Source organism: Nocardia sp. NPDC047648 (assembly GCF_040642815.1).
GTDB lineage: Bacteria > Actinomycetota > Actinomycetes > Mycobacteriales > Mycobacteriaceae > Nocardia > Nocardia gamkensis.
This window is the reverse complement of the sequence record NZ_JBEYSX010000016.1, coordinates 60,396-84,682: the sequence shown is the minus strand read 5'-3', so window position 1 is coordinate 84,682 and position 24,287 is coordinate 60,396. Positions and strand designations below refer to the sequence as shown.

15 protein-coding genes and 6 pseudogenes are annotated in these 24,287 nt (G+C 63.4%); 11 read left to right on the top strand and 10 right to left on the bottom strand.

What is annotated here, in order from left to right; translation table 11 throughout:
- The first annotated feature begins 104 nt into the window (after window positions 1-104).
- Both ABZ803_RS28490 and ABZ803_RS28485 read left to right on the top strand, forming a co-directional pair.
- Complete coding sequence (locus tag ABZ803_RS28490) at window positions 105-2,069, top strand: terpene cyclase/mutase family protein (RefSeq protein WP_357043911.1); 1,965 nt, start codon at window positions 105-107, stop codon at window positions 2,067-2,069.
- A gap of 25 nt (window positions 2,070-2,094) precedes the next feature.
- Window positions 2,095-2,226, top strand: a pseudogene (locus ABZ803_RS28485) (IS5/IS1182 family transposase); the annotation flags it as partial.
- Between the two features lie 187 nt (window positions 2,227-2,413).
- On the opposite strand, the pseudogene ABZ803_RS28480 reads toward ABZ803_RS28485, so the two are convergent.
- Window positions 2,414-3,170: pseudogene (locus ABZ803_RS28480) on the bottom strand (helix-turn-helix transcriptional regulator).
- Window positions 3,171-3,576: 406 nt separating this feature from the next.
- On the opposite strand from ABZ803_RS28480, the pseudogene ABZ803_RS28475 reads away from it, so the two are divergent.
- A pseudogene (locus tag ABZ803_RS28475) lies at window positions 3,577-3,741 on the top strand (integrase core domain-containing protein); the annotation flags it as partial.
- A gap of 403 nt (window positions 3,742-4,144) precedes the next feature.
- Here the strand turns inward: ABZ803_RS28475 and ABZ803_RS28470 are convergent.
- Window positions 4,145-5,119 (bottom strand): WYL domain-containing protein, encoded by a 975-nt coding sequence (locus ABZ803_RS28470; protein WP_357043909.1) that lies wholly within the window; start codon window positions 5,117-5,119, stop codon window positions 4,145-4,147.
- Window positions 5,120-5,170: 51 nt separating this feature from the next.
- On the opposite strand from ABZ803_RS28470, the gene ABZ803_RS28465 reads away from it, so the two are divergent.
- On the top strand, window positions 5,171-6,313 hold the full coding sequence (locus tag ABZ803_RS28465) for an epoxide hydrolase family protein (protein ID WP_357044114.1): 1,143 nt from the start codon (window positions 5,171-5,173) through the stop codon (window positions 6,311-6,313).
- A 564-nt stretch (window positions 6,314-6,877) separates the two neighbouring features.
- Here ABZ803_RS28465 and ABZ803_RS28460 read toward each other — a convergent pair.
- A pseudogene (locus ABZ803_RS28460) lies at window positions 6,878-7,350 on the bottom strand (lipid-transfer protein); the annotation flags it as partial.
- 194 nt (window positions 7,351-7,544) lie between these two features.
- Here ABZ803_RS28460 and ABZ803_RS28455 point away from each other — a divergent pair.
- Window positions 7,545-7,830, top strand: a pseudogene (locus ABZ803_RS28455) (arsenate reductase ArsC); the annotation flags it as partial.
- A 357-nt stretch (window positions 7,831-8,187) separates the two neighbouring features.
- Window positions 8,188-10,032 carry an acyl-CoA dehydrogenase gene (locus ABZ803_RS28450; protein WP_357043907.1) on the top strand — a complete coding sequence of 615 codons (1,845 nt, stop codon included), beginning with the start codon at window positions 8,188-8,190 and terminating at the stop codon, window positions 10,030-10,032.
- A gap of 211 nt (window positions 10,033-10,243) precedes the next feature.
- Here ABZ803_RS28450 and ABZ803_RS28445 read toward each other — a convergent pair whose 3' ends face one another.
- From ABZ803_RS28445 to ABZ803_RS28430, 4 genes are all read right to left on the bottom strand, one after another.
- Complete coding sequence (locus ABZ803_RS28445) at window positions 10,244-10,936, bottom strand: TetR family transcriptional regulator (protein WP_357043905.1); 693 nt, start codon at window positions 10,934-10,936, stop codon at window positions 10,244-10,246.
- 113 nt (window positions 10,937-11,049) lie between these two features.
- The gene (locus ABZ803_RS28440; RefSeq protein WP_357043903.1) at window positions 11,050-12,324 is read right to left on the bottom strand and encodes an MFS transporter; all 1,275 of its coding nucleotides are present in this window, start codon (window positions 12,322-12,324) and stop codon (window positions 11,050-11,052) included.
- A 154-nt stretch (window positions 12,325-12,478) separates the two neighbouring features.
- Window positions 12,479-13,114: a hypothetical protein gene (locus ABZ803_RS28435; protein ID WP_357043901.1), complete on the bottom strand. Its 636-nt coding sequence runs from the start codon at window positions 13,112-13,114 to the stop codon at window positions 12,479-12,481.
- 277 nt (window positions 13,115-13,391) lie between these two features.
- Window positions 13,392-14,423 carry an AraC family transcriptional regulator gene (locus ABZ803_RS28430; protein ID WP_357043899.1) on the bottom strand — a complete coding sequence of 344 codons (1,032 nt, stop codon included), beginning with the start codon at window positions 14,421-14,423 and terminating at the stop codon, window positions 13,392-13,394.
- A gap of 423 nt (window positions 14,424-14,846) precedes the next feature.
- Between ABZ803_RS28430 and ABZ803_RS28425 the strand changes: the two genes are divergently transcribed.
- Window positions 14,847-15,662: an SDR family oxidoreductase gene (locus tag ABZ803_RS28425; protein ID WP_357043897.1), complete on the top strand. Its 816-nt coding sequence runs from the start codon at window positions 14,847-14,849 to the stop codon at window positions 15,660-15,662.
- Between the two features lie 46 nt (window positions 15,663-15,708).
- The gene (locus ABZ803_RS28420) at window positions 15,709-17,148 is read left to right on the top strand and encodes an NAD(P)-binding domain-containing protein (RefSeq protein WP_357043895.1); all 1,440 of its coding nucleotides are present in this window, start codon (window positions 15,709-15,711) and stop codon (window positions 17,146-17,148) included.
- Between the two features lie 307 nt (window positions 17,149-17,455).
- Here the strand turns inward: ABZ803_RS28420 and ABZ803_RS28415 are convergent, their stop codons facing one another.
- Entirely contained in the window at window positions 17,456-17,614 is a 159-nt protein-coding gene (locus tag ABZ803_RS28415) for a hypothetical protein (RefSeq protein WP_357043893.1), read from the bottom strand.
- Window positions 17,615-17,969: 355 nt separating this feature from the next.
- Here ABZ803_RS28415 and ABZ803_RS28410 point away from each other — a divergent pair, with 355 nt between their 5' ends.
- The gene (locus ABZ803_RS28410) at window positions 17,970-19,847 is read left to right on the top strand and encodes a glycosyltransferase (protein WP_357043891.1); all 1,878 of its coding nucleotides are present in this window, start codon (window positions 17,970-17,972) and stop codon (window positions 19,845-19,847) included.
- Window positions 19,848-20,904: 1,057 nt separating this feature from the next.
- Here ABZ803_RS28410 and ABZ803_RS28405 read toward each other — a convergent pair.
- A complete protein-coding gene (locus ABZ803_RS28405) occupies window positions 20,905-21,297 on the bottom strand; it encodes a MerR family transcriptional regulator (RefSeq protein WP_357043889.1) in 393 nt (130 codons plus the stop codon).
- A 47-nt stretch (window positions 21,298-21,344) separates the two neighbouring features.
- On the opposite strand from ABZ803_RS28405, the gene ABZ803_RS28400 reads away from it, so the two are divergent.
- Window positions 21,345-22,433: an alkene reductase gene (locus tag ABZ803_RS28400; protein ID WP_357043887.1), complete on the top strand. Its 1,089-nt coding sequence runs from the start codon at window positions 21,345-21,347 to the stop codon at window positions 22,431-22,433.
- Between the two features lie 416 nt (window positions 22,434-22,849).
- Here the strand turns inward: ABZ803_RS28400 and ABZ803_RS28395 are convergent.
- Window positions 22,850-23,167 (bottom strand): annotated as a pseudogene (locus tag ABZ803_RS28395) (integrase core domain-containing protein); the annotation flags it as partial.
- 532 nt (window positions 23,168-23,699) lie between these two features.
- On the opposite strand from ABZ803_RS28395, the gene ABZ803_RS28390 reads away from it, so the two are divergent.
- Window positions 23,700-24,035: a DUF732 domain-containing protein gene (locus tag ABZ803_RS28390; RefSeq protein WP_357043885.1), complete on the top strand. Its 336-nt coding sequence runs from the start codon at window positions 23,700-23,702 to the stop codon at window positions 24,033-24,035.
- Window positions 24,036-24,287: the final 252 nt, after the last annotated feature.

The window sequence follows — 24,287 nt, the reverse complement described above, 5'->3', positions numbered from 1 at the left end:
GGGATTGATCGCGCAGCCACTGATCTGTGCTGGGTGGCGGCCAAATACCAGTCGACGAGTATTTTTGTGGCGGACCCGATTACGCTGGTGAGGAGTCGACGGTTATGAATCCTGCGCGGTTAGAGGATTTGGCAGCCGAAGCGTTGCGAAGGGCCATCGACAATCTGGAGAGGCGCCAGGAACCAGATGGCAGCTGGCGGGGTCACTATGGTGGTCCGGCATTCCTGCTGCCGATGTACGTGGTGTTGTGCCAGGTTTCCGGGTACCGTCTGCCTATTGATAGAGTTGCACGTATCCGCAGGCATCTGATATCCACCGTCAACTCCGATGGCAGCATAGGATTGTATGAGGGCGGAGCTGGAACGGTTTTCACCTCTGTCCTTGGGTACGTTGCACTCCGCATCCTGGGTGAAGACGTGCAGGAACCCGCAGTCGCGCGACTGCGTGAGTGGATCCATGAGAACGGCACTCCGCTACGCTCGGCGTCCTGGGGAAAATTCTCGCTGTGTTTGCTGGGCCTGTACGACTACGAGGGAATTCAGCCTCTCCCACCCGAGGTCTGGCTCCTGCCGTACTCGTCACCCCTACACCCTCGCCGGACGTTTTGCCAGGCACGGCAGGTGGCCCTGCCCATGTCCTGGCTGTATGGGATGCGCAAGCATGGACCGCTCGATACGACAATTCAGGAACTGCGGGAAGAGCTGTACCCCCAAGGCTACGATCAGATCGATTGGAGAAAGCATCGGTCTAGTATCGCAGCAACGGACAACTATCGGCCGGTGACCCGTATCTTCCGTGCAACCGCCGCGGTCCTGCAACTGTTCGAGAAGTGCGTGCCGAGCTTTCTGAGAAAGAAGGCGCTGGACGTGGTCGTGGAGCACATTCGGTATGAGGACCGTGTGACGTCGGGCCTAGGCCTCGGCCCGATCGACGCAATGCTGAACACTTTGGTACATCACTTTCGAGATCCCGGCGGCCAAGAATTTGCGACGGGAATGGTGATGCTGAACGAATATCTCTGGGAGACCGAAGACGCTACCAGCATGCAAGGCTACACCTCGGCGCAATTGTGGGATACTGCATTCTCGCTGCAGGCGCTCAATGCTGCCGGGTGCGTCGATGCCTCGTATTCCAACAGCCGGATGATCGCATCGGCGTTCCGGTTCGTCGACGAGAATCAGATCCTCGAAGACCCTCCCTACCACCGCGAGTACTATAGAGAACTCTCTCGAGGCAGCTGGCCGTTCTCTGTCGGCCGACAAGGCTGGCCGGTGGCCGACTGCACGGCTGAGGGTTTCAAAGCCGCACTGATTGGTGAGGATCTTGGTCTCGAACCGAGTATCGGCGAAGAGAGGCTGCTCGCTGCTGTCCGTCTGTTGCTGTCCTGGCAAAACCCCGATGGCGGCTGGGCAAGTTATGAGCCTATCCGTGGGCCGAGATGGCTGGAATGGTTCAATCCGACGCAGGTCTTCGATGACGTTGTTATCGAACGCACATACGTGGAGTGCACGAGTTCGGTGCTCCAAGCCTTCGCCCTAGCCGGGACGCACTTTCCTCATATAGCAAAGTCCCTGGAACGACCGATCACCGCAGGTCGACAATATCTGCTCGACTCACAGCGGAACGATGGCAGCTTCGAAGGTTGTTGGGGGGTCTGCTTCACCTATGGCACCTGGTTCGGCGTTTGGGGTCTCCTCGCGGCTGGAGTGCCTGTTGGACACCAAAGCATCGAACGGGCTTGTGCATTTCTGTTGTCTATCCAGCAGGACGACAATGGTTGGGGGGAGTCTCCGGAGAGCTGCATCAGCAGGCGGTATGTGCCGTCGCAGAGAAGTCAGGTGGTGATGACCGCCTGGGCGTTGCTGGCTCTGATACGGGCTGGTTACTCCGCCCACCCAGGAGTTAGGAACGGCATCCGCTTTCTGATCGAGCGCCAGCACGGCGACGGTCATTTTGTGCGCGAGGGCTACAACGGAGTCTTCGGTCGGACCACGATGCTTAACTACGACAACTTTCGACACTATTTCCCATTGTGGGCATTAGCGGAGTGGTTGCGCGCCAATAATTGATCAAACGGAAATGATATTTCTTCCCCAGCAAGCCTATCGAGCCCGCGCACGGCTGCGGGCCCCTGGTGAACGCGCCAACGCTCAGCTCAAGAGCTGGAAAGTTCTACGGAAGCTACGCTGCTGCCCGCACAAGGCCGCACAGCTCGCCAAAGCGATTCCCACCCTCCAAATCCGCGAACTCGGTGGAACAAGCGAGCGCAACCGATCTCCGGGGAAGGGGGCAGCTGCTGCTTCTCTTGCCGCGTGGTCAGGCCGACTGCGATGTTCTATTCCCGATGCCCATGTTGTCGCCGGGAGGCGTCTGGTAACTCAGTTCGTGAACCACCTGCTACCTCAGGAGCTAGTCATTGCTCGATGGCGCGGCCGGGTTGGCGACTCGGGCGCCGTGCAGCAGTGTTCGGCGCCGTCCAGCTGGCGAGCATGTTCATGGCTCGCCGGGACGATGATCCTTCCTGGGGGTGTAGATGAACATGGTGGTGTCCGGGTCGCCGGGCAGGGCGAGAGTCTCGTATTCGACGGTCAGGTCGCCGACGAGGGGGTGGCGTAGCCGTTTCGAGCCGTGAGTGCGCTGATGAACTCGGTGCTGCTCCCACCACCGACCGAATTCACGACTGTGTTCGCAGAGCTCGGCGACAAAAGCGGCGGTGGCGCGGTCGTCGGGGTCACGCCCGACTTCGAACCGCCCATCCGGTTGGCGGCTAGGACGTCGGTGCGACGGCCGAGGACGAGCGCGGGCTCGCCGTCGAGGACGTCGAGAAGCTGGTAGAGACCGGGACGTGCGCGCTGCGCACTCCGGGCTCGTCGGCGAGCCGGCGCCGCAGGCACCGCGATGAGGTCTTCGAGGTGGGCGCGTCCGGCAGCATCGAGTTCGAGCGCGCGGGCGATCGCCGCCACGACTGCCATGGACGGCACGATGCGCCGCCCCTGTTCGAGGCGGGCGTAGTAATCGGTCGACACTCCGGCTAGCCGCGCGACTTCCTCGCGACGCAGACCAGGCACACGACGCACGCGTCCGTCCGGCGGTAGACCTGCCCGTGCGGGATCGACCTGGGCACGGGCGCGCCGCAGAAAATCGGCGAGTTCGCGATTGGTGTCGGCCACGCGCTCCGAACTGGAAACCACCGGCGGGAGGCGGCTGCGACCTGGGTGGCAAGCCGTGTGCTTCGATGACTGCTTTATTACCTCCGGGCTGTCGCCAGATCACTCGGGTATGCGCTGGGACCGTATTCCATGAGCGGGCACCACAGAACGCGACATTGCCCCCAGCGTTCGTCGATCTCGTCCAGGAATGCCGGCGAGCCGAGTCGCACATCGTGCTGACGCTCCCCGGACACCTGTCTGACATGTCCGTGTGCCGTATGGTCCTCCTCGCGATCCTCGAGGCACGAGCCGAAGCTGCTGTACAAGAAGTCCGCCTGTGACCGGTCAGCCTGGCCTGGTCTGATGGACGTGAATTCGGGGTATCGCCTAAGTTCGACGTTGAACCCACGCCACCGCAAGTCCAGCTGCACTTTTCAAGACCGTGAAATACGGACCGGAATTCCCCGAACGCTTCGGATCACTCCCCGAGGCAAGGCAATTCATGGATTACTTCGCGCAGTGGTACAGCCGCGAACACCGCCACACCGGCATCGGCTTGCACACCCCCGCCGATGTCCACTACGGACTTGCCGCCAACACAGCCGCCGATCGGCGATCAGTACTCGATACGGGGAGGTCAGCTGAAGACGAGCAGCCGTCTCACCTTGGCAGGTTCTTGAACTGCGGCCCAGCCACCTGGTGAGCGCTATCGGGCGGCGCTTTGTGCGCTTCATACGTAAAGCTGCCGCGCAACCCTGCGGCGGTCAGCGGTTCCGGGCCGATGCGCGCAGATGTTCGCGGCCACGGCGCGCAGTATCTCGGTGGCCCTGAATCCGGAGGTTCGATCAGCTCCGAGCGCATCAGTGAGCGTCGATTTCGCTCAACTGGTCAACTGTGCTGGCTCGCCACAGGCCGACGGCCGAAGTGCTCGAGGCACCGGATACCGGCCGCTGGCTCTGGATGACGTCGTCGAACGACCGACCGACGGCCGGGATTCATGTCGTGGATGCGCCACCCGCCGCGCGGCGGAATCTCATCGCAAGGCGATCGAATGCCACCGCGAGAGCATCTCCGTCGATAACCTCGATATCGACATCGAGCTGGGTCAAGGACAGTGCGAGCATGTCCGGGTCATGCGAACCCAGCTCGACATGACAAGTGGACTCATCGACAACCTCGATATCGACCGGGATTCGGATCTTCGCGGCGACCCTGGCGGCAGGAGCATGCACAAGTACTCGGGCGCGGTATTTCCAGGCCGCCTTGCTGACCCGCCCGACGACGTACTCGATGGCATTGTCCTGCGGGATCACGCGCGGTTGGAACCGCGCACCCGTCGGTGCGGGCGAACCCATGCGGTCCACTCGAAAGACCCGCCAGTCGTCACGGTCAAGATCCCAGGCGAGCAGATACCAGAGTGGCCCCCAGGTAATTAGCCGTTGCGGTTCGGTGTGGCGGGCCCCTACGCCGCCACCGTGCTTCGTGTATCCGAACCGGAGCCGTTCGTGGCCGCGAATGGCGGCAGCGACCGCGGCAAGAACCGAGAGATCGAGCGGCGGCTGTGTCCCTGGAACGACGCTTGTCGCCGCGCGGACCGCCTCGACGCGCCGACGCAGGCGCGTGGGCAGCACTTGCTCCAGCTTCGCGAGCGCGGTGAGCGATGTTTCTTCGACTCCGAGCCTTTGGGTCGCGACCGCACCCAGTCCGACCGCGACGGCGACGGCTTCGTCGTCGTCAAGCAACAGTGGCGGCATCGCCGTCCCGGCGGCCAGCCGGTACCCGCCCGCGACGCCAGGGCGCGCGCCCACGGGATAGCCGAGCGAGCGCAGCTTACCGATGTCGGCACGCACGGTCCGAGTGCTCACCTTGAGCCGGGCGGCGAGCTCGGAGCTCGTCCAGTCCCGCTTGAGCTGGAGCAACGACAGCAGTTCGAGCAGGCGGGCCGAGGTCTCCAACATGTTCGCGATCATTCCAGCAATTGCGGAAGCTAACCTGCCGCATTACCTGCGAACGTGAGCGCCATGATCGAGAACAACGCACTCACACCGTTCCGCATCGACATCGCGCAGGCCGACGTCGACGACCTTCATAACCGCCTGACCCACACGCGCTGGCCGATCCCTGTGCCAGGCCGAGGCGATCGCACCGACTTCAGCCGGGGCATCCCGCTGCCGTATCTGAAGGAGCTCGCCGAGTACTGGCGCGACGGGTTCGACTGGCGTGCGCAGGAGGCGAAACTCAATGAGTACCAACAGTTCACGACGGTTGTCGACGGCCAGAGGTTCCACCTCGTCCACGCGCGGTCGGCGAACCCGCAAGCCACCCCGCTGATCTTGAACCACGGCTGGCCGGGCTCGTTCGTCGAGTACCAGCGACTCATCCCGCTACTGGCCGACGAATTCCATGTGGTCATCGCCTCGCCGCCCGGCTTCGGGTTCTCCACCCCGCTGTCGGGGACCGGCTGGGAGCTGGCGCGGACAACGGAGGCGTTTGCCGAGATCATGACGCGTCTGGGCTACGAGAGGTTCGCCGCACACGGCACCGACATGGGTTCGGGCATCACCGGTCGCCTGGCGGCGCTCTACCCGCAGCGGGTCATCGGCACGCACATCGGCGCCGACCCCCGGTATCTCGGATTGGTCGGCGACAAGTTCCCTTTCCCCGACGGTCTGTCCGATGGCGAGATCGCCCAGCTCGAGGCAGTGCGCACCGCGGATACGGCCGATCACGGATATCTCTTGATGCAGAACCACCGTCCCGACACCATCGGCGCGGCGCTCACCGACTCGCCGGTCGGCCAGCTCGCGTGGATCGCCGAGAAGTTCAAAACCAAGGCCTCCGGCGACAACCGGACGCCGGACGAGTCGGTCGACCGCGACCAACTCCTCACGAACATCAGCCTGTACTGGTTCACCCGCAGCGGCGAATCGAGCGCGCAGTTCTACTACGAGTCCGAGCACTCCGGACTCGATCTGCTCATGCCCTCCGGCGTGCCCTCCGGATGGGCCGTGTTCGACACCCATCCCCTCATGCGCCGCACGATGGACCCGGGGAAGGCGATCGGCCACTGGAGCGAGTTCACCGAGGGCGGCCACTTCCCCGCGATGGAGGAGACGGAGCTGCTCGCGGACGACATACGCACCTTCTTCCACAGCATTTCATGACCCCGCGTCAGGGCCGGCTGGCCACGAAGACCCTACTCGAAGCCCGGCCGGTCCGGCGCGTCCAAAATCTCGGCGTCCCTACCGATCTCGCTCGAACGTCCGCGATCCGTCGGCACGTTTCGAAAATGCCCGCGCCGGTCGTAGCCGACGCCGACCGGCTACCACTACGTCACCACAACCAGGATCGCCACTGATGCTGCCCGCCACCTGGAGCCGCTACGCGCCATGCCAAAACGCTTTCTGCGAACGGGGAGCGGCTGTACAGGTCATCGGGTTTCGGCCGCCGCACTTCCGATTAACGGTCATGAGCTCGCCGAATCTCCTGGCCGACGCGCCACCAGGCCATGTCCAGCGCCCTTGCCGCGGCGGACGGTATCGCGCCGTCATGCATCCGCCGCGATTCACGATAGAGGCAGGTTGTTCACAGGCTCTGAGTCCGTCGACCAACAACCGAGTTCGGTAGCGCGTTGCAGGTGTTCGACTGTTGCGTCTGTTTTCCCGTAGTAGTCCAGGAGGATGCTGAGGATCAGTCGAGGAATGAGGTGGGTCAGTCGCCTACTGCGCGTACTGGCGGCCCGCTCCACCGAACATCTGTGCCGCGAAAGGCGATTCGTCTCGCTGCTGGATATGATCCATGACTGCGTTGAAGCGCTCGAACGGGCTGGGCCGATCGGTGTAGCCCATCGTCAGAGCACCGCGTTGCATCTGCTCGAAATCGACTGCGAGTACGACATCGACCGCACCAGATTCCACCGCTTGTCGCGCTAAGAAAAGCGCCGTCGAACCAGTCGAACAATTGTTGTTGACATTGACCACCGGATTCCGGTCTGCCCCAGGCCGTAGACCGCAGCCTGCCCGCGGGTCGAGTCGCCGTACACATAGCCGGCATAGGCCTGCTGGATCTTTCCGTACTCGATCCCGGCGTCGGCAAGCGCTGCCCGCGCGGCGCGGGTGCCCATGACGTCGTAGGTCTCTGTGCTGCTCGGTGTGGTGAACGGAACCATCCCCACACCGGCCACCACCACGCGGTCACTTATAACACTCCCAATAATCGAAACTAGCGGCGCGTCACGTAGTGAACATCAGCAGCTCCAGCGGAGCAAGGCTGAATACGTCAAATGAGGGGCATCTCTGCCATTGTGGACGGCAAGCCCGCCAGCGTGCATCGCTGATGACACCTCAGCACGGCTATCTACTGTTTGCATATATGGAGGCTTATTCAGCGTTTCTCAACTTTCTGCCACCGCTGGGCGAGCGTTTCGCCCGCCAGCGTCTGCGAGCGCTGGCCAAGGTCGACGGCAAGGTGCTGACCGGCAAGCCGGTGGTGTTGTTCCTCTGCAACCAGAATGCAGGGCGCTCGCAGATAGCGCTGGGGTTCTTCGCCCAGCCCGCCGGGCACGCCGCCGTCCTCTGGTCAGGCGGGGTCCGAGCCCGGCGATCAGGTCAGCCCGGTCGCGGTCTCGAGTGAGATCGGCGTCGATATCACCGGTGAATACCTCGAGCCCTGGACCGAGGACGGTGTCTCCCACCGGTGCCGTAGCGTCGTCGCGCGGCCAAGGGCGATCCAGCGGATTCGGGGCGAAATCCGGACAGCACAGCCGACGTGGTGGTTGCGTCGTGTACTGGGCCCGCCGATGTGGCGGTCTCGGCTACCGTACTGGCGGTTTCAGCCCTGTCCACCGTCCTTCTGGGCTGGCTAGCCTCAGAGGTGACCACCGCTGCGCCCTGCGCGCGGACGGCATGGACCGCTCCGATGTCCACGGTCATTACCGCGGCCTCACCGTCGGCTGTCTCGCGAGTGTTCGCTTGCCAGCGCGTTATGAGCTGTCGCGGTGCTGATAGCCATCTCCGTCGAAGGATCAGGGAACCACCCTATGGGGCACTATAAAAGTAACGTCCGCGACATCGAGTTCAACCTCTTCGAGGTCCTGGGTGTCGGGAAGTTGTTGGACGAGGGGCACTATGGCGAGATGGACGCCTCGATGGCGCGCGCGATGCTACAGGAAGCCGCGCGGTTGGCCGAGGGGCCGATTGCGGAGTCGTTCGCCTCGGCGGACCGCCACCCGGTGAGTTTCGACAGCGAGACTCACGAGATCGTGTTGACCAAGTCGCTGCGCCGTTCGGTCATGGCGCTCAAAAGCTCGGGCTGGTCGTTGCTCGGTCTGCCCGAGGCGATCGGCGGGCAGCGCGCGCCGATGGCGATGGTGTGGGCCGTGCGCGAAATGCTGTATGTCGCCAACCCTGCCGTGAGCTTCTACGACATGGGGCCGGCCATGGCGGGGGTGCTGTTCGATCTGGGTACGCCGCAACAGCAGCATTGGGCTGCCCGCAGCCAGGAGCTCGGCTGGGCAGCCACCATGGTGTTGACCGAACCCGATGCGGGCTCCGATGTCGGTGCCGGGCGCACGAAGGCAACCGATCAGGGCGATGGCACCTGGCATATCGAAGGTGTCAAGCGATTCATCTCCGGCGGTGACGTCGGTGATACCGCGGAGAATCTGTTCCACCTGGTGCTGGCCCGGCCCGAGGGCGCCGGGCTGGGAACCAAGGGACTGAGTCTGTTCTTCGTCCCGAAGTATCACTTCGACCCGGTGACACTGGAATTGGGTGAGCGCAACGGCGTGTATGTGACTGGCGTCGAGGACAAGATGGGGATCAAGTCCTCACCCACCTGCGAGGTGAGCTTCGGCACCAATGGTTCCCCTGCGGTGGGCTGGCTCGTCGGTGACAAACACAACGGCATCGCGCAAATGTTCAAAGTCCTTGAGAATGCGCGAATGATGGTGGGGGTCAAGGCGGCCGGAACGCTGTCCACCGCCTATCTCAGCGCACTCGACTACGCCAAAGAGCGGATCCAGGGTGCCGACCTCACCCGCGCAACCGACAGTGCCGCGCCACGGGTACCGATCACGCGACACCCCGAGGTGCGGCGGATGTTGCTGACGCAGAAGGCCTACACCGAAGGACTGCGCTCGCTCTATATGTTCACCGCGGTCTATCAGGACCCCACACCCACGCTGGCATACGGTCTTTCAGGGGCGGACCCGACGTTAGCGAGGTCGGTCAACGACTTCTTGCTGCCCGTGGTGAAGGGATTCGGCTCTGAACGCGGCTACGACACCTTGAAGCTGAGCCTGCAGACGCTCGGTGGCTCGGGGTATCTACAGGACTATCCGTTCGAGCAGTACATCCGCGATACCCTGATCGACACGCTCTACGAGGGCACCACACCGATCCAGGCACAGGATTTCTTCTTCCGCAAAATTATTCGTGACCACGGCCGCGCGTTCGAACATGTGTTGACCCTGGTCGAGGATTTCGCCACCTTCGCGCACCCCGATGACTCCTTGCTCGGTGAGCGGCAATTGCTCGCGATCGCGACCACAGAGGTTCGCGACATGGCAAAAGCGCTGGCCGGTTATCTGGTCGTCGCGCAAACCGAGCCGAGCGAAATCTACAAGGTCGGCGCGGGCTCGGTTCGTTTCCTCTACGCGGTGGGAGATCTGCTGGTGGCCTGGCGGCTGCTGGTGCAGGCCGACGTCGCGTGCGGTGCCTTGCACAAGGACAACGTTTCGGAGGAAGACGCATCGTTCTATCGAGGAAAGATCGCGGTCGCGTCGTTCTTCGCCAAGAATGTGTTGCCCGAACTCAATGCGACGCGCGCCATCCTGGCGGCTCTCGACAATGACGTGATGACGATCGAAGAGTCCGAATTTTGAGCTACACCCCGGCTGTCGGGCGAGGTTCTCCCACCGTCGAGGTTTCGCACGGTTGAGACGCCACCCCCGGTCGGCGATCCCGTGGGTGGGTTGGGAAAACATCCTGGAAACCGTTGTCGACCCGTTATCAGCCGCGCCGCTGTGGCATGTCCTCGCACTGGCTGCTGCTGGCGAGGACGCCCTCAGCGGGCGCGCCGTTGTGGAAGGCAGCTCACGGGGTGCCGAGCGGTGTGGTCGTGTCGATGGCCGAGAATTGGGGGGCTCCGGCGTGCTCGACCGGGGGTTGCTGCCTGTCGGCGTCGTCGGTGCGAGGTACGGCTAGCGAGACCACCGCTTCGGCCAGCGCCTGCACCGACGCGGTCGCTGCGGCGGTGTCTCGGTCGGCCAGCCACGCGAACAAGGTTCCGTCCAGGGTGATGGCAACCATGCGTGCCAGTGCTTGTTCGGGAACTCGCCATTGCACGTCGAAGCGTTCGCTCCCCAGGCGCAGGAACATCGCGGCGATATCGGTGTACAAGCGGTATTGCCAGCGGCCGAGCTCTCCGGGGTTGGTGGTCGAACGGATGTCCTGCACCGTCAGTTCGTACAGCACCGCCTGCCGGCCGGGATCGTTCATCCCCGCACTCAGCATCCGCTCCATCGCGGTCGACACCGCTGTGCGCAACGAATCCGAGGAAATCTCCAACCCCTCCAGGACCGCAGTCTGCGACTGCACCACCGATTCGGTCAGTTCCTGCAGGAGTTCCTCCTTGGATCTGAACGCGTAGTGAAACGCGCTTTGCGCCATCCCTGCCTCCGCGCAGATCGCGCGGGTTGTCGCTGCGGCGACTCCGTCGCGGGCCATCACCGCAAACGCGGCGTCCACCAGCCGACGCCGCCGCTCTTCGGACTTCAACCGTGCCACAGCAGACTCCCTCCGCGACGTTGTGCCAGGCTTGAGACCTAGCCTCCGTGCACACCACCATACTGGGTCAGTTGACCCAGTCAGCCGTGCGTGGCCGTGAGCGCCATAGCGGGCTATCGGACGGTCTTGACTTTCATCACCGACAATCCGCCGAGTGTGGCGAAGCCGGCGGCAACGATATACAGCCCGGAGAATCCACCGCCGAGCTCGATCACCCAGGCGCCGACGAGCGGGCCCAGAGCCTGGGGCAGAGCCATCGCGATGTTCATGACGCCGAGTTCTTGACCGTTGTGTTCGCTATCAGGGAGGACGTCGGCGGCGAGTGCCTGATCGATCGACATGAAGCAGCCGAAACCAGCACCGGTGATCGCACTGGCGATTGCCGCGCCCCAGACGCTTCCGGTGGCAAGGATGACGATGGCGGAGATCGTCTGTAGTAGAGCGGCGATCATGACGAACGGCTTTCTGGCCCGGAAGCGATCAGACAGCCAGCCGCTGAGGATGGAAGCAACCACGACGCAGATCGTGTAGCCGCCGGTCAAGGTCAGAAGCGCGGTGTCGGGGTCGGTGACCTCGAGGCCGAACTGCAGGTAGTACAGGGCGAGCGAAGTACCCAGGGAGTTGCCGAGATTGACCAGCACGCGCCCGATGAGGGTCCAACGGAAATCGTGCACGGCCAGCAGATGCTGGAGGGTTTGTGAGGCGCGGCGCGGTCTGCTGACCTGGGGGTCGGGTGTGAATAGCACGAACGGCGCCACGCAGGCGACGAGCAGGGCTGCGACGAGCAGATAGGAACGGGAGGTGTCGAGGGCCAGCGCCGCGATCATCCCGATACCGAGAATGATGCCGAACGCCTGAGGTGCCGAAATCCAGCTGGATACGACGCCGCGCTGCGATGTGGGCACCTGGTCGCCAATCATTGCGGTCAGCGACGCGCAAGCGATGCTGAAACCGATGATCACCATCGACCAGCACAGTGCTATCCCGGTCGTTGTGTGCTGCGTGGCCAGCACAGCAAGTGCCGCCGAGAACACGAGGGATCCGGCGACGATCCACGGTCTGCGGCGGCCGAAGCGGCTGGTGGTGCGGTCGCTGAGCGTGCCTGCGACGGGGAACGCGACTGCCGAGCACACTGCGGCTATGCCGGAGATGAGACCGAAGTCGGCGACGCTGCGTTGCCAATTATCTTGGCGCAGAATGGTTCCTATGCCGAGGCTGGTGTTGAGTTGAGAGGGCAGGATCAGCTGGAACGACGTCAACTGCGCCATCCAGATTCCCAGCCATGCAAGGGCGAAGGCAGCGATCCAGCGGCGGCTGACTTGTCGCGCAGAGCTGCCGCAGACCGGGGCCGTGGCGCTGTCCGCGGCTGAGGTGTTGGTGTCGTTCATGCCGGCTTTCGGTCGAGCGGAACGGGCGTCCCGAATTCGGTCGCCCAGCACAGCAGCTCGGGTGTGAGAGCGGTGAAGCTCTCCCACCCGAACCGTGCAACCCGGCTGTCATGGGAAGCTTCATGCGGGTGTGGGTTCGACCGGACGATGCCGGTCAGTGAGTGGGCAGCGGCGCGCTGATCTCTCCTGCGGCGTGCAGGGTGCTGTAGGCCTGGGCCAGCGCGACGATGGCGGCAGGAACTCCGAGGATCATCGCTCCGAGGATGGGGCCCACCGCCGCGCCCAGAGCCAGTCCCGGTATGCAGCCCCCGATTGCGCCGACGACTGCGCCGACTGCGCAGCCGCCAACGAGTCCGACGACACCGCCGACCATGGTGCCTACGGTGACGGCCAGCATGAACTCATTGCCAGCCTGACTGAGCGCGTTGTTGATATCGGTTTGTGCGTCGATGTCGGTTGCAGTGGCCACCGCCGACTGCGGCCGGTCGGGCACATCCGCGATGTCTGGCTGCGGGCGAAGGTCGATACCGGTGTCAGGGACGTCGAGAGCTGCGGCAACCCAGGTGTCGACGGCGGTCTGGGGTGCGACCTGGTCCGGGGTTGCGGCTGTCGCCGTGGCGGCCGGGGACAGTGAAGATTCGGCCAAGGCATTCGTGGCGGTGATCGTGTTTTCACCGGCCAGTACCGCGATCGCGAAGGCGGTGGTTGCTACTGTGAGACGAGTGCGGGATGTGTGATGCACGAGACATTTCCCCTTGTATAAAATTCTTTTACATTTTCGGTGAGCCATGGTGTACGTGGAAGCCGCATGCGACTGGATAAGAGCTGAGGCTTTGTTGTGAGGGGTATCAGGGTCGTGCCCTCGAGCGGATCCGGTCTCTTCGAACTCCGGCTGTCGCGAGATTCAATCAGCACTCACCCGACAGGCATAGGGGAATTGCTGTCGGCACGGGGGGCGTCTGCGTCACAACTCGAACCGCGGGTCTATTTCTGCAAATAAATCCTTCGATTTGAATGCAACTGGCATTATTCGGCCGCGCGGCGACGAGTCCGCCGCTCACGGCGGGTTAGAACGAGATCGGCGTAACTCCACCACCGCGGTGCGGTGAGTTTTCCATTGCTGCCGTAGCAGAGGCTCGTTCGGCGCTGGGGCTTCGGCCTGTCCAGCGTTGATAGGCGCGCCGGAATTCTCGGCGGTCGCTGAATCCGACTTCCATGGCGATGGCCGTCAGAGGCATGTCCGATTCACGCAGCAGAATTCGGGCGCGATGCGTGCGTACTCGATCGCGAATTTCGCCGAATTTCTCACCGGCCTCGGCGAGTCGCCGGTGCAGGGTGCGCTCGCTGATTCTGAGGCGCTGGGCGATGAATGCCGCGGTGATCGGTCGTCGCAGATTCTGCCGCAGAAGGGTCTCCACCGTGGCGACGAGGTCGTGGCGGGATCGTTCGGGGTCGGCGAGGTGTCGGGCTGTTTCGACGGCCAACCCGATTTGGGCGGGGTTGGCGGTGGGCAGCGGCCGATTCAACAGGGCGGCATCGAAGTAGACGCGGGTGGCGCATGCGTTGAATCGGATGGGGCAGCGGAAGGCTCGGTTGTAGGCCTCGGCGTATACGGGCCGTGGGTAGGCGAATTCGAGCCGAGTCGGTGTCACCTGACTGCCGAATATCGACCGAGCCAACACGAGTATCGATGTGCACGCTTCTTCGCAAAGGAAGGCCAGCAGTTCCGGGTTGGGGCTGCGCTCGGCGAGCCGCAGCGCGAATTCTGTTGTGCCTGGTTCGAATTCGTAGTCGAGCAGGCTGCCCGCAGCCTGGTGCAGGTCCAACCCAAGCGACACGGCCTGGCCGACGGAAGCCGCCGCGCGCAGGGCAAAGCCGGTCAGCCCCCAGGACACGAACACATCACGGCTACCGACGTGGATGCCGATGGGCCCGGGCTCCAACCCTCGCAGGGCGCGCAGCAGGATGGCCGTGGCCTGACGAAACGACACCCGAGTCTCGGGCATCGTCAGCTGCTGGCGAGTTAGGCCGATCCCGTCAAGCCAAGATTCGCAGGCCACGCCGCGATGGTCGGCGAGATCGAAGACGCCCAGCAGCACGCTCGGAGGGATTCGCGCCTCCTGTAGGGCGGGGTCGTCGGCGCTTCTCCGGCCATCGTGTGTGTCGGCGTGTGATTGGCGCAAAACCATAGGTGTCACCTGGTGATGAGAAGAGTATGGCGGGCTCCGCCCGCCGTGGGCCGCGGCGGGCAGAGCAGCGGACGGCGGGCAGCGGAGCCGACGGCATACGGCGGCATGGCGCTGGCCCTACCGGGACGTGGCTTGGGTGCACGCATCCGCGGCCTGTGCCCGCTTGTGGCAGGTCATCAGTTCTTGGTCAGCCGACCCAGTCGAATGAACAGGTCGATTGACCGAATTGTAACACGAATTCTCTGGGCAGCACCGTGCACGCCATCTACTCTGAACAAAGTTGGGTCGCTTGACCAGGTCAATTGACCAGCATGGTTGAAGCCAAGGAGAAGCATGACGGATAAGACATTTGCGCTGGTCACGGGCGCTGCAGGTGGTATCGGGTTAGAGGTCGCGCGGCGACTTGTGTCCCGCGGTCATGTAGTTCTCGCCGCAGAACGAGACCAGATGCTGGCCGAGCAGGCCGCCGAACAGATCGGAGCCGGAGCGGTGGCGGTGGCATGCGATCTGGCCGATGGTGCCGCCGTCGCGGCGTTGTCGGCGCGTATCGAGAACGAGTGGGGCAGCGAGTTGGAGGTGTGTTTCCTCAATGCTGGCATCGTGGTTCCCGAAGATGTCGTGGACACCTCGCCTGAACGGGTTGACCTGCAATTGCAGATCATGCTGGTGTCGGCGATCAAGCTGGCCCGCTCGGCGGCGATTGCGATGACGAAGCGCGGTAGCGGGCACATTGTGGCGACCGTGTCGCAGGGAGCGGTACTCGCCTTGCCGGGCAGCGCAACGTATTCGGCGGCCAAGGCCGGGCTGCGTGGATTCCTGGCTGCACTGCATCTGGAGCTTCGAGGCAGCGGTGTCACGGCCGGAGGGGTGTACCCGAGCGCGGTGGACACTCCGATGCTGCGGCACGAGGCGGCCCACGGCGGCAGCGTTCTCAACTTCGTCGGCACGATCTCCTCACCCGGCGATGTCGCCGACGCGGTGGACAAAGCCCTGCGTACCGGCCGCGTGGAGATCTTCGTCCCAGCCTCCGACGGGATCCTCACCCGTTTGGCGCAGTCCATGCCACGGCTGGTCCCGCTGATGCTGCCCGCCGCCAACTGGATCGGGGAGAAAGGCCGCCAACGCTACCTCGCCCGCATCGGCGCCTGACCGCCGTTCGTCACGATCAGATCTTCTATCCAACCATCGGAGAACCATGACCAAGGAAAACAAGACCGCAACCCGCTCCACGGTCGAGGCCAACGGCGCCAAGGAGACTCGACAGGCTGCCGAGGTACTCGTCGACCGCGGCGATGCTGTCGCCATCGTGGGTGCTGGTCCGGCCGGGTTGAGCATGGCCCGCATGCTGCGCCACTACGGCGTCGAATACGACCAGTTCGAACGTCATTCCGACGTGGGCGGTATCTGGGATATCGACAATCCGGGAACACCGATGTACGAGTCGGCGCACTTCATCTCCTCACGCGATCTCTCGGGCTTCTACGACTTCCCGATGCCGAAGCATTTCGGCGACTATCCCAGCCGCCGGCAGATCCTGGCCTACACCCGCAGCTTCGCCGACACCTTCGATCTGCGACAGGCCATCTCGTTCGACACCGCGGTCGTGGCGGCCACCCCCGACGGCGACCACTGGGTGCTGACCCTCGCCGACGGCCAGCAGCGTCGCTACCGGGGGGTGATCTGCGCAACGGGCACCAACTGGCATCCGCGGATCCCGACCCATCCGGGAACCTTCGCCGGCGAGGTCCGTCATGCGGTGACCCACCGTCGAGCCTCCGACTTCGCTGGTAAGCGTGTGCTGGTCGTCGGTCTGGGCAATTCTGGAGCAGACATCGCCTGCGACGCGGCCCAAGCTGCGGATGCGGCGTTCATCAGCGTCCGCCGCGGCTACCACATCATCCCCAAGCATGTGTTCGGCGTGCCCGCCGACAAGTTCGACGACACCAGTTTCACGATTCCGCGATGGCTCGAAACCCCGGTGGTGACCGCGCTACTGCGGCTGATCGTCGGCGACGTCACCCGATGGGGTCTGCCAAAACCCGATCACAAGCTGCTCGAGAGCCATCCACTGCTCAACAGTCAACTGCTGCACCATCTCCAGCATGCCGACATCGCTGTCAAACCCGATATCGAACGCTTCGACGGTCCGGACGTCGTTTTCACCGACGGGTCCCGGGAGAAGATCGACCTGGTGCTGTACGCGACGGGCTACGAGATGCGCATCCCGTATGTGAACGCAGACCTGTTCGCCTGGAACGGCGACCGGCCGGCGCAGTACCTGACAGCGTTCAACCGTGAGCACCGCAACTTGTTCACCCTCGGCTATCTCGAAACCAACTCGAGTGCGTACACACTGTTCGACAACATCTCCAACATCGTCGCCCAATATCTGCGTGACCAGACAACCCAGCCACAGAGGGCTGCGCAGTTCGACCGCCTGATCGCCACCGACCGTCCCGACCTCAGCGGCGGTCTGCACCTCGTCAAGTCGGCCCGCCACGCTGGATACGTAGACGCGAAGTCGTTCAAGAAGGTCATCAAACGAGTGCGTAAGCAGATCGGCTGGACCGCTTTGGCACCCCACTTCGCCGATCATCTGGCCCAGCCTCAGCAGGTGCAGCTAGCGGCACGCTGACCGGACAGCAGCCACAGCACTGTGTGGCTGCGCCACCACGGTCGCGCGGGACGAGCTGGTGCGCCACCACACGGATCGCCAACCGAGTCGGCCACGATAGCTGTTGACTCCACGGCGCCGTCGATCGCCGTCCAAGCGGGATTTGCGCGCGGGATCTACGGTTGGATGGCGCCCGTGGTCTCGCCGATCTTCGGCTTACATCCCGCTTGGGCATGTTGGCAGTGCCACTCATCGGGTTCGTGACGGAATTCGGATGGGCTTCGTTCAGCATGCTAATTGCGGGTGTTCCGGTCGATAGGAACTTCGCCTACGACCCTGGCATCGTCACCGCTGGCACAAACTGCCCGATTTCCGCACTGCCGAAGTGGATGCAGATAATCTGCCAATGCAAATCCGGGTTCATCACTGAATCCAGCTCGTCAGACATGCGGTGTTCGGCTTCGACGGTCTGGTCGACCTCTTCCATCTTGGTGTGCTCTACCTATTCGGCCTGACCTACTGGCAGCTTGCGGTGCGGCGGATGGAGCGCAGACCGGTCGAATGAACCCAATCGAACTCATTCGAGGCGGCCGGCCAGGACTGGAAAGGAAAATATCCTGCAAGCCCTGGCGAAAGGTGACCGCGTCCCCCTCAAGTCTGATCGTAGCGGTCTGCGCAGATTCCGCTCGCCTTTGTAGTCGAAAGCCTCGATCCGCAGAAAGAGCTGCATCCTGCAATAGATACTGATCGCGTTAAAGGTCAGTCATGAGTAGAACCTATTCTGCGCGCAGAATGCCGATTTCTTACGAAATCGTGTTTGTGAATGCAAAACTGGAGGGGCGATGAGCTTCAATGCATGGATCACTGCTGGGCTGGTAGAGGCATCGATTGCCCATTTGGTGAGTATCGGATTTCTAGCTTTAAGCTGGCGCGGGCGGATGACGCGACGTCCAGCTCTGCTGGCGATACCGGTGTCACATGGGGTCGGCGCCGCAACTGCATGCGTGTTGGGTTGCGATTGGTTTATTGCAGTGGCGATTGCGGCCATCGGGATGGCGGCGACCGCGCTCGCGGTTCGAAGATGGCCACATTTTCGAGTGGTTGGAATGGCGGTTTGGATATCTTTCCTTTTGATGATCGTCAGTCAGATCCTATGGGGAACGCGCTTTTTGATCTTGTCGCACACCAGCATGGTGACATGGTTGCTAATGATAGCCATGGCTGTGGTGGGTCTGATAGTTCTTCCGGCTCATATTATTAATGTCTTCGAACACTGGGAGGTTCTGCTCCGGCAGCAGTGGACCAGGCGGGCCGAGCCGCTTGCAGGTTGGAAACCAGATAATCGGCCATCAAGGGTGTCGATTCATGTTCCGACGCATGCTGAGCCGCCGGATTTGGTAATCGAGACCCTGAACGTGTTGTCGCAGTTGCGATACGTGGACTTCGAGGTATTGGTGATCGACAACAATACAGCGGACGAGACGTTGTGGCGGCCAGTTGAGGAGCATTGCCGTCGTCTCGGGCCAAGGTTCCGCTTCCTGCGCGTCATGGGTATAACCGGCGCGAAAGCCGGTGCACTGAACTGGGCTCTGCAGCACACGGATCCGACTGCCGAGCTTGTTGCAGTGGTGGATGCCGACTACCACGTTGATCCAGATTGGCTGAGGGACACGGTCGGCTTTTTTGATGATCCGGAGATGGGATTCGTTCAATGTCCGCACGCCTATCGCGACTACAGCGACTCAGTATTCGGGAGAATGGCCAACGCCGAGTATGCGATGTTCTTTCACACGTCCATGGTGTCGTTGGATGAACACGGTACCGGTTTGACCGTGGGAACCATGTCACTGATTCGCCGCAATGCGCTACTCGAGGCCGGAGGCTGGGCCGAGTGGTGTCTGACCGAAGATTCTGAACTGGCCATCCGCATCCATGCCCTCGGGTACCGATCAGTCTATCTGACCAAGGCCTATGGCAGGGGGCTCATCCCAGAGACATATGCGGGCTACAAGAAGCAGCGGTTCCGGTGGACCTACGGTCCGGTGCAGGAGTTTCGGACACATTGGCGACTGTTTGTACCTGGTCCAGCGAGGTCTCCCTCTGCACTCACAGTCCGCCAACGGATGCACCACGCGGTACATGGGTTGTCCATAGGATTGGCGGGCCTTCAACTGGTACTCATCGCGCTCTCGATAGCATTGATCGCCGCGGCCGTCTGGAATCAGGACTCGCTCCCGCTTCTAGTACCGGTCTGGACTGCCCTGATTGCTATGGCGGCGTCGCGGAAAGCCATGCGGGCGCTGACCTATCGTCATGTGCTTCAGTCGACCTGGCGGCAAGCGGTGGGTGGGGAGATCGCCACAACCGCGCTGACCTGCGTGATCCTTGTCGCTGCTTTTGCCGCTGACCTCGGATTACCCGCACATTGGCAGCGCACCAACAAGTTCCGCTCGTTGCCTTCCGGCTTGGGCGCGCTACGCGTAGCCGCCGGCGAGACCGTTTTGGGCATTATTTCTTTGTCGGTAGGCATCGGCGCCATCATGGTGGCATCGCCTGGTCTCACGCTTGCTATCGCCATAGGGCTCATCAACTACAGCATCAATTTTCTGGCTTCTCCGGTGGTCGCAGTGATAGCTGACCGGGATCTGCAGCGAAAATCAATCTCCGACATCCGGCATTCACATACCGAATCCGTCAGTCGAGTAGCAGATGCAACTTAACGGCGGTTCGTCACCACACATTAGCGCGTCTGCGGCATCGGACGAGTGGCGACAATGCCAGGGGCGCCTCGGTTGCATCAACGATGCGACCAGCACGCTGCTGGAGGGCGCGACGATCGGCTCCTCAGAGCGGTCTTATGTTGTTCGGGAGTTCGAGCTTGTTGTAGCCGGTCAGCGCCGCGAGGCGCTCGTAGCGGAGCGTGAGCTCACGGAATCCTCTTAGCCAGACCATGGTTCACCCCATCACCCACCGGTGCCGGCCGAACCGTTCGACCGCCCACTGTGAACACAATGACCCCGAACCCACGACAGTGGGTTCGGGGCTTCAGTTTCCGGTTGTGCGTCAATCAGGCTGGGACGGCTGAATCTCGCTTCGACCTCAGCGTCCTCCACGAAACCGCTGGTCGCTCCCATTCCCAATAGTGCCCGGCCGGTGGCACTCGACCTGCGCGACGTCTGTTCAGGTCAGGGGCATTTCGTCCTCGCTGCAGTGCTGGAGATGCTCGACGTGTGCGGTCCGATGACCACCGCCGACCTGGCGACGAGCAGGGTGTCCGACACCACACCATGGCCCCTACGGTCAAGGACATCGTCGAGGTGAGGTTCGTGGCCGCCGGTCCCGACCAGCGCGACGCGCGCAAGAAGATCTTCACTCTCACGGCGGCGCTGCAGTGCGCGTGGTTCGACAAGTGGGCTCAAGGGAATCGACAACGGGATCGACGATTCTCCACAAGGGGTCTCTGCGCCACATTCAGGCGGAGCGGTTTGCCCGACCCGAAGCTGATCGTGCACCTGTCGGCCTCGACGCGCATGCCCCGACCTGCACGCCAAGTACCTGGTCGCCAGAGTCGAGGAGGCCGTGCGACCGGTAGGAACACCCGGACCTCACGGTGGGATCCGGCCGACATAGACGTGGTGCGGGTTTCGGCAGTCCCGGCATCGGCTCGAGGACGGCCACCAGTTCGAGCGATCCGACCTCGAACCCGGTCTCCACCAGTCGAGTGGTGACGTCGAGTTGGAACCACTCGTTGGGGTTCATACACCATCGTGCTCGCGGTCAGTGAATGTCGACCTGGTCGACGAATGTCTCGCGATGGCGGCGGTTCGTCGTTACGATCCCGTCCAGGACATCGCGGGCTTGGAGCAGGTCGGAGATGTGCGCGTCGAGGCGCGCACGTTCCTCCAGCAGTCGCGCCCAGGTCTCGTCGGACTGCTCGGCGCGCGGCGAGTCGACGCAAGGGAGCAGCTCGACGATGGTGCGGCTCGACAGTCCGGCGGCATACAGGCGGCGGAGCAGGCGGACCCGCTCGACAGCGCCGTCGACGTAGGTCCGTTGGCCGCTGGGGCTGCGCGTGCTGGTCAGCAGTCCCTGTTCTTCGTAGTAGCGCAATGCACGGACACTCACCCCTGCCTGCTCTGCCAGCTGACCGATCCGCACTGTGACCTCCATCGCAAATACTTGCCTCTGACGTCAATGGTAGGTCTTACCGTCGAGCCATGACAACCGAGACAACCCTGTTCGACTCCTACGACCTCGCGGGGCTTCGGCTCCCGAACCGGATTGCGATGGCTCCGATGTCACGCGTGCGCTCCAACGCCGATGGCCTGGCGACAGCATCGATGGCGACGTACTACGCGCAGCGGGCGACTGCTGGGCTGATCATCACCGAGGGCATCCAGCCCAGCCTGATCGGCCAGTCCAACCCAATGACGCCTGGACTGTACACCGACGCCCAGGTCGAGTCGTGGCGACAAGTCACCGCGGCGACCCATGCGAATGGCGGACGGATCTTCGCTCAGATCATGCACGGCGGCCGGATCAGCCACCCGGACACCACCGGCCTGCAACCCGTCGGCCCCTCGCCCATCGCAGCGCGTGAGGCGATGGTCTTCACCCCGACCGGGCCGCAGCCGACACCCGTCCCCCGAGCGCTCGATACTGCCGAAGTCACCCCCGAGGCCCTGTCGTACGCGGCAGCGGCGAGTAGGGCGATCGAGGCAGGTTTCGACGGAGTCGAGCTGCACGGCGCCAACGGCTACCTCATCGGGCAGTTCCTCTCCAGCAATGCCAATCAGCGAACCGACCGTTACGGTGGCTCGATCGCCGGTCGGATCCGTTTCGCCGTCGAGGCTGTCGAGGGGGCCATGGAAGCGATCGGCGGCAGCCGGGTCGGCATTCGTCTCAGTCCAGGTGCGGGAATTTGGGACGCGATCGAGGATGATATCCCCGAGCTGTACAGCGCGCTATTGGCCGAGCTCGCACAGCACGACCTTGCGTACGTGCACCTGGAGGCGACCACCGACGAGGAGGTCCTGGTCGAGCTGCGCCGAGCATGGCCCGGCACCCTGATCGTGAATCCCTCGAACCCGTTGAGCGCCACTCCTGCCGACCGCAAAGCCGCCGATCACTGGCTCAAGCTGGGTGCAGATGTGATCAGCTTCGGGCGGGCGTTCCTGGCCAACCCCGACTTGGTCGAGCGCCTGCGGGCCGACCTTCCGCTCGACGAGGCCGACGAGGCGACCTATTACGTCGGCGGCGACAAGGGTTACCTCGACTACTCCGCCTACCAGCATCAGGTGGCATAATCCATCAGACCGGCCGGCGCCGCCCGCCGTCCCTGGTCCCGGCGCTGCCCGGATCGGGGCCGGCGAGTGCACCGGTAATCTCCTTCCTTCTGTGTTCGACCGGTGATCGACAAGGCCGCCACAGCCGGGGTGCATCGACTGGGCGCATTGGCTGCGCACCGGGCGCACTTGAGCCCCGAAACCTCTCGGCCCGCGCCGGAGTCCCAAACCCTCACCGGAGCGTGGTGACCGTGCGGTGCACGATCGCCTCCGCCGCTCCCGGGAATCGGGAGAAGCTCAGCAGGCGTTGAGCTCGCAAATCGTGCGATACCAGTAGTCAAGGCTCAATTCACGAGCAGCTAGGCTGCTGCGTCAGGCACGTGGTCAGATGGGGGCGCGCTCGCCGGTGAATCGCCCCGGGATTGGTGCACACCGGTTTATTTGATTCCGGCTTGTTGGCCGGTGGCCTTCGCAGGGTAATCGGCCTCGTACTCGACCGGCGGTTTGCGTCCGAGGCGGTGCATCGGGCGGCTTCTGTTGTACCAGGCCGTCCAGGCGGCGGTGACCGCTTCCACATCACCGATGTCGCGCAGCGGATCGCGACGGAACGGGGAGTCGGCGCGGATCGCTTCGGTCATGTAGAGCCCAATTATGTTTTCCGCCAACGCATTATCGTATGCGTCGGCGACACTACCGATCGACGGCATCATCCCGGCCAGCAGTAGCGACTCGGCGAACCGCACCGAAGTGTACTGGGCGGATTCAACTGGTCGAGGCAACATTTCGTTCGTCGAGTCAGCACTGCGCCAAGCTGCCGCGTTGCGCAGACGTGAAGGTAACCCATTGCTGGGCAACACGACGGTCGCTGCGGTATTGGCCGCACTCACCAGTGAGCCTCACCCCCTCGCACGCTGGTAGCCACGCCGCCCACCCAGTACTTCCGGCATATGGAAGGACGCTCGAGGGCCCTGGGTGGCGGCGTGGCGACCATCGCCCGCCGATGCGGATTCGGCTCAGAGGAACACAGGTCGAAGCGGCGTTGCGATAGTTCCCGAGCGCCTTCAGTCCACGGCGCTCCGCCCGCGACTGACAGCAGGCTTACCAGAACCGGAAAACAAACCTCGCGCTTTTCGAGCGCGGCCCCGTCCGCGCACCGGGGCCCTTCCCCGTGCGTCCAGCGCGCCACAGGGGGTGGCCGACTCATCCCTGGGGTGGCTACTTCCGGGCGCGCCGGGGCGGAATCATTAAGTCCCACAGGCACAACACCTCTCGAACAGGAACCACATCATGGGGATCACCCGCAACCGCTTCCGCACCTTCGCCGTCGCGACCGCCGTCACCGCCGCCGCGCTCGGCGCAACCGTGCTGGGCGGTGCCATCGCCACCGCCGACCCGAGTGCCGAGGGTTCCTTCCTCGAGGAGATCAGCATCAACAACGCCACCCTGCCCGGTAAGAAGGCCGACGAGATGGTCGCCGCCGGGTACGCGACCTGCGATCACCTGCGCGGCGGCACCACGGTACTCGAAGAGATCTCCGCGGTCGAGGCCACCTACCAGTTCCACCAGGGCGTGCTCTTCGTCAGCGCCGCCACCACCAACCTGTGCCCGGGGTTCGCCGGCTAGCGGGACTGCACAGCCCAAACTTTTGGGCCGCTACGGATAGTTCTCAGGATCGGGTGGGTAGCGCGTCTTCGATCACAATCGGGCAATGCTCGGGTGGGCGAGTGCGGCTGACGCGCAGACATGTACAAAGACGGCCGCGGGCGGGCGCGGATAAGCAGGGTCAACAGGGCGGCGCTCGGCGCCGGGCGGGACTGATCGGGCTCTTCCCTGTAGTCGGTTTCGCGCTAGGCGCCGGCCTGGTCGTCGCCTTCG